Source organism: Ignavibacteriales bacterium, from assembly GCA_020635255.1.
Classification (GTDB): domain Bacteria; phylum Bacteroidota; class Ignavibacteria; order Tepidaquicellales; family Tepidaquicellaceae; genus JAEYVS01.
In genome coordinates, this window is the sequence record JACKAC010000002.1 from 348,286 (window position 1) to 360,972 (window position 12,687).

General features: G+C 40.5%; 11 protein-coding genes. 10 read left to right on the forward strand and 1 reads right to left on the reverse strand.

Going from position 1 to position 12,687, the window contains the following annotated elements; translation table 11 throughout:
* Nucleotides 1–29: 29 nt before the first annotated feature.
* Nucleotides 30–1,451: a Glu/Leu/Phe/Val dehydrogenase gene (locus tag H6614_09445; GenBank protein ID MCB9243887.1), complete on the forward strand. Its 1,422-nt coding sequence runs from the start codon at nt 30–32 to the stop codon at nt 1,449–1,451.
* A gap of 1 nt (nt 1,452) precedes the next feature.
* On the opposite strand, the gene H6614_09450 is transcribed toward H6614_09445, so the two are convergent.
* Nucleotides 1,453–3,129 carry a DUF839 domain-containing protein gene (locus tag H6614_09450; GenBank protein ID MCB9243888.1) on the reverse strand — a complete coding sequence of 559 codons (1,677 nt, stop codon included), beginning with the start codon at nt 3,127–3,129 and terminating at the stop codon, nt 1,453–1,455.
* A gap of 173 nt (nt 3,130–3,302) precedes the next feature.
* Here H6614_09450 and H6614_09455 point away from each other — a divergent pair, with 173 nt between their 5' ends.
* The 9 genes from H6614_09455 (at nt 3,303) to H6614_09495 (ending at nt 12,687) form a co-directional block, all read left to right on the forward strand.
* Nucleotides 3,303–4,463: a glycosyltransferase family 2 protein gene (locus H6614_09455; GenBank protein ID MCB9243889.1), complete on the forward strand. Its 1,161-nt coding sequence runs from the start codon at nt 3,303–3,305 to the stop codon at nt 4,461–4,463.
* 52 nt (nt 4,464–4,515) lie between these two features.
* On the forward strand, nt 4,516–5,280 hold the full coding sequence (gene lpxA / locus H6614_09460) for an acyl-ACP--UDP-N-acetylglucosamine O-acyltransferase (GenBank protein ID MCB9243890.1): 765 nt from the start codon (nt 4,516–4,518) through the stop codon (nt 5,278–5,280).
* An 11-nt stretch (nt 5,281–5,291) separates the two neighbouring features.
* A complete protein-coding gene (gene panB, locus H6614_09465) occupies nt 5,292–6,113 on the forward strand; it encodes a 3-methyl-2-oxobutanoate hydroxymethyltransferase (GenBank protein ID MCB9243891.1) in 822 nt (273 codons plus the stop codon).
* Between the two features lie 102 nt (nt 6,114–6,215).
* A complete protein-coding gene (locus tag H6614_09470; GenBank protein ID MCB9243892.1) occupies nt 6,216–7,223 on the forward strand; it encodes a bifunctional oligoribonuclease/PAP phosphatase NrnA in 1,008 nt (335 codons plus the stop codon).
* Between the two features lie 18 nt (nt 7,224–7,241).
* A complete protein-coding gene (locus H6614_09475; protein ID MCB9243893.1) occupies nt 7,242–8,723 on the forward strand; it encodes a leucyl aminopeptidase in 1,482 nt (493 codons plus the stop codon).
* 66 nt (nt 8,724–8,789) lie between these two features.
* Nucleotides 8,790–10,064, forward strand: a complete 1,275-nt coding sequence (locus tag H6614_09480) for a DUF1343 domain-containing protein (protein ID MCB9243894.1) — start codon at nt 8,790–8,792, stop codon at nt 10,062–10,064.
* A 183-nt stretch (nt 10,065–10,247) separates the two neighbouring features.
* Nucleotides 10,248–11,594 (forward strand): T9SS type A sorting domain-containing protein, encoded by a 1,347-nt coding sequence (locus H6614_09485; protein MCB9243895.1) that lies wholly within the window; start codon nt 10,248–10,250, stop codon nt 11,592–11,594.
* Nucleotides 11,595–11,628: 34 nt separating this feature from the next.
* The gene (locus tag H6614_09490) at nt 11,629–12,366 is read left to right on the forward strand and encodes a hypothetical protein (GenBank protein MCB9243896.1); all 738 of its coding nucleotides are present in this window, start codon (nt 11,629–11,631) and stop codon (nt 12,364–12,366) included.
* A 33-nt stretch (nt 12,367–12,399) separates the two neighbouring features.
* Nucleotides 12,400–12,687, forward strand: a complete 288-nt coding sequence (locus H6614_09495; protein MCB9243897.1) for a DUF4160 domain-containing protein — start codon at nt 12,400–12,402, stop codon at nt 12,685–12,687.

Sequence of the window (12,687 nt, forward strand, 5' to 3'; positions counted from 1 at the left end):
CACTTAATTTACTAATAAAACGACTATCCATGGCTTTACCATCCAAGGCACCGCATTTTTTTGACAATGTAAATAATTATTTCAATAATGCCGCTAAGCTAACTCATCATCCCGAAGGATTGCTCAGGCAAATAAATCTATGCAACAGTGTGTATGGGTTTCAATTTCCCCTTAAGAAATCGGATGGGAAATATGAGGTTATTCAGGCGTGGAGAGTTGAACATTCACATCATAAGCTTCCTGTTAAAGGTGGTATAAGATACAGTTTGTTGGTGAATGAAGATGAGGTAAAAGCACTCGCCGCGCTCATGACATACAAATGCGCTCTGGTTGATGTACCTTTTGGTGGAGCCAAAGGGGGAATTAAAATAGACCCGTCGAGATATACTGAAGAGCAACTGGAAAAGATAACGCGCCGTTACACAGTCGAATTGATACATAAGAATTTCATCGGACCTGGTATAGACGTACCCGCCCCCGATTACGGTACAGGTTCACGCGAAATGGCATGGATAGCTGATACGTATATGACATTTAGTCACGGACAGCTTGACACTATGGCATGCGTTACAGGTAAACCGCTTTCACAGCATGGAATAAGAGGTAGAACTGAAGCAACCGGAAGAGGCGTTTACTTTGGTGTCAGAGAAGCCGTTGCCGATGTAGATACTATGAAAAAACTTGGACTTACTCCGGGGATTGCCGATAAGAGGGTAGTAGTGCAGGGATTGGGTAATGTAGGCTATTACTCTGCTAAGTATTTACAGCAGGACGGTGCCGTTATAATAGCAATAGCTGAATATGAAGGCGGTATCTTCGATCCGAATGGATTGGATGTTGAGGAGGTTGCCAAACATCGCAGAGAAACCGGTTCCATTTTGAATTTTAAGAATGCGCAAAATATAGAGCCGACAGCCGCAACACTTGAAATAGAATGCGACATACTTGTGCCAGCCGCGCTCGAAAACCAGATACATTTTCACAACGCAGGAAATATAAATGCCAAAATAATTGCCGAAGCTGCTAACGGTCCCGTAACCCCGGAAGCCGAGCATCTTCTTCTTGGCAAAGGAGTATTTATTATTCCAGACCTGTATCTCAATGCCGGCGGTGTGACGGTTTCTTATTTTGAATGGCTGAAAAATATTTCTCATGTGGCTTTCGGTAGAATAGGTAAGCGTTATGCCGAATATGCAAACGCGCGTATGGCTCACCTTATTGAAGATGCATCACACATACAGTTTACTCAGAGCCAGCTCTCCGACGTTGTAAAAGGCGCTGGTGAGGCTGACCTTGTCGATTCCGGACTTGAAGAGGTGATGGTCACTGCTTATCATCAGATATTGGATGTAAAAAGAAAATATAACGTCAGTGACTTAAGAACTGCGGCGTTCATTAATGCGATTAACAAAATAGCTATTTCATATATGGACCTGGGAATATTCCCGTAACCTACTTAAATCCGGTTATTGCAATTACAGCGGGTCGTGGAATATCATCCCCGTAATTTGGCCAGCGGCTTGTTGGATTTTCTTTCGTTTCTGATCCTCCGCCTGGATGCTGGACGGAAATGAACATTGTAGATTCATCCGGGGTGAAATTTCCTCCGCACATCTCTGCATCTTTAGGAGCTGCGGCAAATCTGAATGCTTCCCCTTTGTTTTCACCCTGTGTCGGTATCATAAATAGCGAGTTATTCTTAAATGGCTCATAAACCCCCTTGTTCATACTGCTTTCTGATATGTCGCAGAGTACCCAGAGATTTCCTTTACTATCGAATGTAAGATTGTCCGGGCATGAAAACCCGCTTTCTACGCTTCCCGTTGCGAATACTTCCCATGTAAACGACCCGCTTCCGTGGTCATCATTATCCTCTACTATTCTTACTATACTTCCGTTGTAATCTTTCTTTTTGGAATTATTTGTGAATGATACGTATAGCGAATTATCAACTGGACTGATTTCTATATCTTCCGCACGGTTGCACTCTGTACCGCCAACTAGTTTTGCAGCCTTTTCACAATTTACCAGCACATCAGCCTGTGACTTGAATTCACTTTTAAGCTCAGACCTCTTTTCATAATCCAGTAATTGCCATTTGTTATTCTCAAAATCTGCCACATATAGATCGCCGTCATCGAGTATGTCCATATTTGCTTCGCGATTATCCGGATCGTATTTTTTTGCGGAGATGAACTTGTAAACACATTCGTTAATGATGTCATCTCCCATATATGCTGCGGCTCTTCCATCTTTTGTAATTCCTACAGCAACATTTTCATGGTGGAAACGACCCAGCGAAGTGCGCTTCTTTGCGGGCTTACTTTTATCGAATGGATCTACTTCTACCACCCATCCATAATGCTCGGGTATCATGTCTTCCCCATATCCGGTCCATCTGTAGGAACCGTCCGGCATGCAATCCTGGTAATTTTCTTCACCGCTTAATACGGTGCCCCACGGGGTTACTCCTCCGCTACAGTTCGCAAGTGTTCCCATGGCTTCGAACGAGTTTCCCATTTCGGGAGTGCCGGCTCCTTTGCCGGAGAGTATAACGGGCATTGTAGCATCTATTCGCCTATTGTAAACCGAATCATTTACGAATTCCCATCCGCTATCGGTTCGTTTGACGCGGAATATCGAAATACCGACGCTCATCTTCTCTGCAAGGATTTGGTCCTTCGTCTTTGCCTTTTTGGCTTTGTAATCACTGTCAGGGTAATCACTAACAAAAACGGGATGAGTATATTCATTATTAACAAAGAGGATCCCATCTGTGGAGCTATTACCTCCCTGGAGCTTATCAATTGGTAAAAAAACAACAAAATCGTTGTTAAATCCGAACATCTCCGTATCGGAGATATTATCACCCCATTGACGCACGACGCTGTATTTAAAACCTTCCGGTAAGACTAAGGCATCTATGTCGGAGGGCGGTATAGGATTGAAGAAAACGCCTGACCCTTTATCGAGTATAGCCGGAGCTTTTGGTATACTTTTAGTATCAGTAAAATTGGAATTAAAAAAAGCTGTGGGTAGTATAGCGCCGGCAGTTAGAAATGCCATTCCTTTTAACGCATCTCTGCGTGATATACGCTTATGTATTAGTTCTTCGAGAGTGTTTTTCATAAATTAAAAATACCAACTAATTGTTAAAATAATATAAACATCTCGAAAGGAATTTTAATTGCAAGATCATTAAAGGTCATTTCAAACAAAGCCTAATTCATTGATTTTCGCTAAAAATAGAGTTAGTTTAGTTAATTGTATTAAAATTATATTAGGAGAACTACGCATACTTTATGCAAAGGAAAAACAATAATTTAACAAGCGAAGAGAAAAAGAAAAATACATCTTCAGACGATAAAAAGACTCCCTCCAATGGACGTCAAGGAAAGAGACGCCAGCCTACATTCAGACGCCGTAGGAGCGGTCATTATAATGTAAATAAGAAGAGAGATGTTCAGAAACCGGATGAAAAAACTTCAGACACAAATGAGGAAAGTCGTGTAAATTACGGTAAACTTGTTCCCTCCAACCAGATGGTTTCCGTTGTAATTCCACTCTACAACGAAGAAGAATCCCTAATGGAGCTTTCGTTAAAGCTATATCATGTGCTGGACAGGCTTCAGTGCAATTATGAGGTCATATTCGTAGATGATGGCAGTACGGATGATTCGTTCAAGAAAATTAAAGAGATAAATTCCAAGAATGCGCGTTTTCATTGTATAAGGTTCAGGAGGAATTACGGCAAGTCTGCCGCTTTGGCTGCCGGGTTTAAGGAGGCAAAAGGCGACATCGTTATTACAATGGATGCTGATCTTCAGGATGACCCGGATGAAATTCCCGAGCTGATACAAAAACTGAATGAAGGCTATGACCTTGTGACCGGTTGGAAAAAAGTCCGCTACGACCCATTCATTAAGAAGCACACTTCAAAGCTTTTTAATTTTGTGACGTCTAAAGTATCGGGAGTTAAACTCCATGACTTCAATTGTGGTCTGAAAGCATACAAAAAGGATGTTGTGAAATCCGTGAAGATATACGGTGAAATGCATAGGTACGTACCGGCACTGGCTCACCTTTCGGGATTTAAAGTTACTGAAAAGCCTGTGAAACATCATGCCAGAAAGTATGGGGTAACAAAATTTGGTCCCAGCCGTTTCTTAAACGGATTCCTTGACCTGATGACCGTTGCATTTACAATGAAGTTCATGAGCAGACCGCTTCATCTTTTCGGAATACTGGGATTTTTGAGCTTTATCTGCGGATTCATTATAATGGCGTACCTTACATTTATGAAGTACGTCGAGGGAATGTCGATCAGCGACCGCCCATTATTTTTGGTGGGTATTTTATTTACAATTGTAGGTGTACAATTTTTATCTCTCGGTTTAATAGCGGAAATGATCACTAAGACTGCCTCACGAGAGGAAGATTATCTCATCGAATCTAAACTATAGCTAATTCTTAATTACTCTTCTATTTAATACTCAAGTGAATACTCAAATATCTATGGAATTAACGAAGATCAGTGATAAGGCAAAGATAGGTGAAAACCTAAGCATTGGGGAATTTAGTATTATAAACGACGACGTCGAGATCGGCAATAATTGTGAAATTGGAAATCACGTAGTGATAGAGAATGGCGCAAGAATTGCCGATAATGTAAAGATAGGGCATGGTACTATCATTGGGGGAGTACCCCAGGACCTGAAGTTCGAAGGCGAGATGACTACTGTCGAGATTGGTGAAGGTACTACTATCAGAGAATACACAACGATAAACCGCGGGACGAAACACAGCGGTACAACAAAAGTCGGGAAGAACTGCTTCATTATGAGCTATGTGCATGTAGCTCACGATTGTGTGATAGGCGATAACGTCATTATCGCAAATGCGGTGAATATGGCGGGACACGTAGAGATAGACGATCAGGTTTTTGTAGGCGGTCTTGTAGCACTTCATCAATTTATAAAACTAGGCAAACACATAATGATCGGCGCGGCATGTAAAGCGGTGAAGGATATTCCTCCATACATACTTGCCGGTAGTGAGCCGCTAAAATATGAAGGTGTTAATATCGTCGGATTGAGACGGAAGGGATTTACCAACGAGCAGATAGGTAATATAAGGGATGCATACGATACGATATACAGGTCGGGGCTTAATGTATCGGATGCCGTAAAGAAAATAAAATTGGAAATGCAGATGACTGATGAAGTAAACGAGATATTGAAATTCATCGAAAATAGCAACCGCGGTATCCTTCGCGGATAAACAATTCAATAATGTCAGCCACCAGTAAAGATAATAAACACATTACCACTAAAGTCCTGAAACAGATGAAGGAGCGCGGTGAAAAGATTGCTATGCTTACAGCATACGATTACCTTACTGCGAAATTTCTCGATGAGAGCGGAATAGAAATAATCCTTGTGGGTGATTCACTTGGTAATGTAATCCAGGGTTATGAGACAACTATCCCGGTTACCCTGGAGGAGATGATATACCATACTAAGATCGTAAAGAAGGGAGTGAAAAATGCAATTGTAGTTGGAGATATGACTTTTATGAGCTACCAGGTGGGTACGGAAGACGCAATTAGAAACTGTGGGAAGATGCTAAAGTTGACTGAATGTGATGCTATTAAAATGGAGGGTGGAAGGCATATTACAGAAACGGTGAGGAGGGTTGTCGAGATTGGTATTCCTGTAATGGGACATTTAGGATTGACGCCGCAATCAATACATGAATTCGGTTCTTATAAAACCCGGGGACAGTCGGAAGAAGAAGCAGAGCAGATTTATGAAGACGCATTAGCACTGGAAAAAGCCGGATGCTTTTCAATAGTTCTTGAAAAGATTCCTATGGATCTTGGCAAAAAAATATCGGAAGCCATTTCTATCCCAACTATAGGTATCGGTGCGGGACCTTATTGTGACGGACAGGTGCTGGTGCTTCACGACATGCTGGGTATGAATGAAGAATTCAAACCGAGATTTGTCAGACGTTATATGGATTTTGCGAAAGACTTGCGGGGAGCGCTTAAATCCTACATTAAAGACATAAAAAGCGGGGATTTTCCTTCTAAAGAGGAAAGCTACGAGTAAACACAGTAATTTCAGTTTTTAAACCACTCGGCGCAATTAATAAATTATGATAATTCCATTGTTTACGTGTTATATTTGTGTTAATTTTAGCCTTTGCTTTTTATGAGTGTAAAATACGCCGAGCTAAACGATATATTTGATTCGAGTAGTAAAATAGTACTTACTACTCATGTAATTCCGGACGGCGATGCTATTGGGAGTGAGATGGCTCTGAAGAGGTTCCTTGAAAAAAAGTATAGAAATCCCCAAGTAATCAACCACTCACAGACTCCCGGTAATTTAAAATTCCTCGATAAAGATGATTCGATAAGGGTCTTTGAAAACGATAGGGATGAAAACGAGGAATTAATAACCGATGCCGACCTGATTGTAATACTTGATACAAATGAATATTCCCGCACTCGCTCGATGGAGCAAAGTTTAATTAACTCGGACGCAAAAAAGATCTGTATTGACCATCATCAGGATATTAAGCCTGAAAATTTTAATTTTGCGATCTCGGACCCCGAATCTCCCTCAACCTGTCAGATACTATATGACTATCTGATCACCGAGCACCCGGATACTATAGATAAAAATATCTCCGAAGCTCTCTATACGGGTATAATAACAGATACTGGTTCTTTCAGATATCCTCGGACGACTGAAGAGACATTCTTGAGTTGCGCAGAACTCGTGAGACGGGGAGCGGATCCTGTCGGAATATATGAGAGAGTTTATAACGAGAACAGTATAAATAAGATCCGGCTCATGGCAAAGTATCTAGAAAGCTTTGAGTTTCATTTCGATAATAAAGTTGGACTTGGAATGATAACCGATAAAGACTTTCTTGAAACAGAGGCAGACCAAACGGACATCGAGGGGTTTTCGAGTATAATGATGAGCATAAAAGGGATTGTAATGAGTATTATGCTGGTTGAGTTGCCGCACAGCATAAAGATATCACTCAGATCAAAAGGTGAAGTAATAAAAGTCAATGAGATTGCAAAAGAGTTTGGCGGTGGAGGTCATATAAATGCCGCGGGCGCATCATATTTCAAAGGCGATCTGTCAGAGCTAAAAACAAAAGTTTTATCTGTCACCAGAGGATATTTAAATAAAATTATATAAATCTAAATTTTTTTTGAAATGAAAGTTACTTATAGTAAGGGGCTGCCGAAAGCAGATGCATACATGTTTCTGTGTTTCGAAGATGGGAAAAAAATTAGTGAAAGGCTGAAAGGAATTGAAAAACTTCTTTCAGTGAAGTTTCAAAAAGAAAGCATCGAAGACTTTGAAGGCAAGGAGACTGAGAATGATCTTCTATATGCCGGTGGAAAGAGGATTATAATTTCGGGAGTTGGTCCAAAAGGTAAATGTGATCTGGAAAAGCTCAGGAAAGCCTGTTCCAGGGGTATAAAAATTGCTGGCGCGCTTAAAGTAGATTCAGTAGCTATCCAGATTTTTGATGAAGATTTTAGCGGGTGCAGTTATGAGGATATTGCAATCGCTCAAACAGAAAGTTGTATTATGAGATTATATAGATTTGATAGATACTACACATATAAGGATTATGAAAAAATAGAATTAAAGCAGTTAATATTTTTTTCCGACAGCAAAAGTAAACACCACAAAGAATTTGCTGAAGGTGTAAGAATAGGTAATATCCTCGGTGAATCCACAAACCTTGCCAGGGACCTTGGTAACGAACCGTCGAATATTGCCAGTCCAAAGTATATCGCCAATTTTATAAAAAAGCAGGGCGCGAAACTAAAATATTCCGTCAAGGTGTTCGGTAAAAAAGAACTTGAGAAAATGAAGGCAGGGTGCATTCTTGGGGTTGCCCAGGGAAGCAGTTTCGAACCTCAATTCGTGGTAATGGAATATAAAGGTGGAAAAGCAACTGATAAACCGTATGCAATCATAGGTAAAGGAGTAACATTCGACTCAGGGGGTATATCACTAAAACCACCTTCCGGGATGGACCAGATGAAGATGGATATGTGCGGAGCGGCTGCTGTCGTAGGCACGTTTGATGCCGCAGCAAGGCTCAAGTTAAAAGTAAATCTCGTCGGACTGATTCCGCTTGTCGAAAATATGCCGGATGGTAATTCTTTCAGACCGGGAGATATATTAACTGCGCTTAACGGATCTACTGTTGAGATACAAAATACTGATGCTGAGGGAAGATTGATACTGGCAGATGCTCTATCATATGCAGCAAAATACAAGCCCAAATATGCGATTGATCTTGCAACATTGACAGGTGCCGCTGTGATTGCACTAGGACACTACGCCACCATAGCTATTTCTAACGACAATGAATTGACGAAGAAATTAATTAAGTCAGGTGAAAAAACTTATGAAAGAGTGTGGGAACTCCCGTCTTGGGATGAATATGACAAGCTGATCGATTCGGACATTGCCGACGTAACTAATGTAGGAAAAGGTAGACAGGCAGGCTCAATAGTTGCAGGTATGTTCCTGAAACGGTTTGTAAAAGATTATAAATGGACCCATCTGGATATAGCGGGTACTGCCATGAATGCAAAACCGACTGAATATATTCCTTCACACGCGACAGGTGTGGGTGTGAGATTATTGATAGACCTGATCAGAAACGACAATTGATTTCGGTTTTTTAGTATATAAGGTTTATCTATTTAATTATAGATAAACCTTTTTTATTTTATAGTAATGAAAAGAATAAATTCGAAAATACTCGCGACAATAATAGTCGGTCTGTGTCTATTTATAGGAGTGTTTCTTTTTTCCGGCAATAGTCAGGGAACTGCCGGGACTCTATCATTTCACAAAGATGGATTCACGCTCGGTAATGAGGTTTTATTGTCAGAAAAGGTAGATCTCATAAAAGGAAAGAACATTGGTATTATTACTAATACTAGTGGTGTAGTTTCTGATGGGAGACTTTTTGTTGACCTGCTCTTAGCTGATGAAAGTTTGAACCCGGTTAAAATCTATAGCCCTGAGCATGGATTTGAAATAGATGATCGCGATGTGAGTCATGTAAATAAAAGAACAGGGCTTGATGTAGTTTCACTCTATGGAAACAAGAAAAAGCCCTCCTCCGGTGATCTCTCCGGGATAGACGTACTGGTATATGATATACAGGATGTTGGGGCAAGGTTTTACACGTTCATTAATACTATGTACTATTGTATGGAAGCCGCCTCGCAAAATGGAGTCAAGTTTATAGTCTGTGATAGACCTCTCATTCCCGATGCGAACTATGTAGATGGATTTATGCTCGACGATAATGTTCAGTCATTTGTGGGCTTACTTGATATTCCGATAGCATACGGAATGACGTGCGGCGAGCTGGCGCAATATATCAATGCGGAATACCTCGGCGGATCATGTGACCTTGAAGTCGTACAGATGAAAAACTATTCGCGCTCGATGGAATATGATGACCTCGGGATCACGTGGGTGAAGCCTTCACCCAGTATGTACTTCCCTTCCACTGCCGGTACGTATCAGGGTACATGTCTTCTGGAAGGAACGGACTTCGCGGAAGGAAGAGGAACCGACCGTCCTTTTGAATATGTTGGCGCACCATACTGTGACGGAAATGTATTAAAAGAAGCAATGGATAAATATAATTTCGAAGGCGTGTCATTTGAAGCTATAGAATTCACACCATCATCTATTACCAGCCCGTCCAACCCGCCAAAATATGTGGACAAAAATTGCGGTGGAGTATTTATTAATGTTACCGATCAGACAAAGTTCGAACCGGTTAAAGTTGGCATCGCGCTCCTCATAGAACTCAATAATAATTTCCCCGGCTTTAGCTGGAGAAAAGATAACTATATAGATAAACTCGCCGGAACAAAACAACTTAGACAGATGATCTCGAACGGGTCCTCCTACTCTGACATAATATCCTCATATCAGCCATCTCTTGACCAATTCAAGAAGAAGAGAAAAAAATATCTCATCTATAATTAGTATTAATATTCTAAAAGTGTAAAAAAGCCTCCAAAAGAGGCTTTTTTTGTATGTATAATCAACTATTTAGGAAAATCGCAAATTTTCCTCATTTAGGGTATTGACATTTGCAATAATTCTGTATAATTTTATCGTACCTTTTAGTACGACATTTTGAAACGCAAATTATAAAGGATATACGACATGAAAAACCTAAAACTTTTTTTGATGATAATTTTCCCGGTTCTGTTAATAAGCGGGACTTTATCAGCCGCTAACTGGACCCCCCTGGGAAGCGGAATGAATGGAGATGTAAACGCAGTTGTTGAATATAGCGGAAAGATTATTGCCGCAGGCGAATTCACAACTTCCGGCGGAGTATCAGCTAACTATATAGCCCAATGGAACGGCTCAAGCTGGTCGCCAATGGGAAATGGATTTAATGATACGGTTTATGCACTCGCTGTATATAATAACGAATTATATGCTGGCGGTGAATTTACATTCTCCGGAAGTACCTTTGTTAACTACATTGCAAAGTGGAATGGAACAGGATGGGTTAGGGTTGCCAACGGAGTGAACGATGAAGTGAAGACACTGGGTATATATAGTGCGTCATTGGTAGCGGGCGGTTCATTTACGAGTGCAGGCGGAAATAGCGCGAATTATATTGCTAAGTATAACGGCACAAGCTGGTCAGCGCTTGGTAGCGGAATGAACGACCAGGTTTTTACGGTCACGGTTTATAACGGAGCATTAATAGCAGGTGGTAGATTCAGTTCGGCAGGCGGTAATAGCGCAAACAGTATTGCAAAATGGAACGGTTCATCATGGAGTGCTTTAGGTAGTGGTATTAATGACAGGGTATTTGCTCTTATGACTTATAATAACATGCTGATAGCAGGAGGAGAATTTACTCAAGCAGGTGGTACATCAGTTGGATACATTGCCGGATGGAACGGATCTTCATGGGTTAATTACGGTGGTGGCGTCGAAGATAGAGTTTACGCATTCACTATATATAATAATGAACTCGTAGCAGCAGGGCACTTCAAGTTTGCCGGATCAAGTAATTCGGTACCTGCCAATAGAGTAGCACGCTGGAATGGAACTCAATGGTCAGCATTCGGACAGGGATTAGACAATAAAGTTGAAGCATTAACGGTTGTTGGGAACGCTTTGATTGCTGGGGGTGAGTTTTTCCATTCAGGAGGAACAATTATTAACAGAATAGCTGCATGGAATTATACTTCAACGTCAATTTCTCAGATAGGTAATTCAATATCGGAAAAATACCAGCTTTCTCAGAATTTTCCAAACCCGTTCAACCCATCGACATCAATAGAATTCAATCTTCCTTCTACAGGCCTTGTATCTCTAAAGGTATTTGACCTTGCCGGAAAGGAAGTTGCTGATCTTGTAAACGGACAATTGTCAGCCGGACAATATAAGTACAATTTTGATGCGTCTAAGCTATCTTCAGGCGTATATTTTTACAAACTGCAATCAGGTGAGTTTGTACAGACTAAAAAAATGACCTTAATTAAATAAATAAAAAATAATTTTATAACAAGGAGCAATAAAAATGAACTTTAATCTTAAAAAATACACGGACGGAACATATTCAAGGATGATGGTATACCTGATAGGAGTATTAAGCGTTCTCCTTATAATGGGATTTCTACTCTCAGGATGTAATCTTGAAAACGTAGCTGGAGGCCAGAACGAGAATGAAAATGAAAACGACAACGTTTCTGTAGCAATGAAAGTGTCACAATCAGATAATCCGTCAAATACTCTTTCCTTAAGCGAGGCAAAGTTTCTTATAACTGAAGTTTACTTTAGAAGACCCGATAACACAGAAGGTGAAGTCAGGATAGCCCCGGTTGTTGTATATCTGGATCTTACAGGAAGAGTTACCGTTGCAACATCCGGAAGCATTCCTGCGGGTACTTATAACAGGCTAAGATTTAAAGTACATAAAGTAGAAGATTTTGAAACTGTTCCGGATCCGGATTTCAAGGAAGGAACAAGCGGCAGCAAAAGATATTCGGTTATTGCAAAGGGTTCATTCAACGGTTCTTCTTTCGTGTACAAGTCCAGGAAATCGATCAACATGGAAATGACCTTTTCAAATCCTGTAACTATCTCAGCAGGTCAAAAGGTCAACATGACGATCTCACTAAACCCGTATAGCTGGTTCTTTGCTAACGGTGATTATATAAATCCATCGAGCAGTAGTAATGAAAATACGATCGATGACAATATTAAGAGTGCTTTTAGACATATATTTATAGATAACGACTTAAACGGACAACCCTAGTACCTTCCCCCATAACCAAAGAGCGTCTCTCTCATGAGTGAGGCGCTCTTACTTAAAAGAAAAAAGATGACTATAGCAGAGAATAAAATAGAAGTTGCGATCAAAAGTGGTAAAATTAATAACGTTTATTACCCGCACTTTATTGCATATTATAATGGGGGATATGCAAAATTTGCATTGGATATGAAGATGACGGAGGGAAAACTTCCTCCTAAAGAAACCCATGAAATAATGGATTGGGCAAGGAAGAATTATGATCTGCTCGAAGAAAAGTGGTTATATATGATGAGTCATACAAAGGTTAATCAAACAAACTTATAA

Bases quoted from the DNA above. Each gene is read 5' to 3' on its own strand.
- H6614_09445 (MCB9243887.1), top strand. From the start codon at position 30: ATGGCTTTACCATCCAAGGCACCGCATTTTTTTGACAATGTAAATAAT.
- H6614_09450 (MCB9243888.1), bottom strand. From the start codon at position 3,129: ATGAAAAACACTCTCGAAGAACTAATACATAAGCGTATATCACGCAGA.
- H6614_09455 (MCB9243889.1), top strand. From the start codon at position 3,303: ATGCAAAGGAAAAACAATAATTTAACAAGCGAAGAGAAAAAGAAAAAT.
- lpxA (MCB9243890.1), top strand. From the start codon at position 4,516: ATGGAATTAACGAAGATCAGTGATAAGGCAAAGATAGGTGAAAACCTA.
- panB (MCB9243891.1), top strand. From the start codon at position 5,292: ATGTCAGCCACCAGTAAAGATAATAAACACATTACCACTAAAGTCCTG.
- H6614_09470 (MCB9243892.1), top strand. From the start codon at position 6,216: ATGAGTGTAAAATACGCCGAGCTAAACGATATATTTGATTCGAGTAGT.
- H6614_09475 (MCB9243893.1), top strand. From the start codon at position 7,242: ATGAAAGTTACTTATAGTAAGGGGCTGCCGAAAGCAGATGCATACATG.
- H6614_09480 (MCB9243894.1), top strand. From the start codon at position 8,790: ATGAAAAGAATAAATTCGAAAATACTCGCGACAATAATAGTCGGTCTG.
- H6614_09485 (MCB9243895.1), top strand. From the start codon at position 10,248: ATGAAAAACCTAAAACTTTTTTTGATGATAATTTTCCCGGTTCTGTTA.
- H6614_09490 (MCB9243896.1), top strand. From the start codon at position 11,629: ATGAACTTTAATCTTAAAAAATACACGGACGGAACATATTCAAGGATG.
- H6614_09495 (MCB9243897.1), top strand. From the start codon at position 12,400: ATGAGTGAGGCGCTCTTACTTAAAAGAAAAAAGATGACTATAGCAGAG.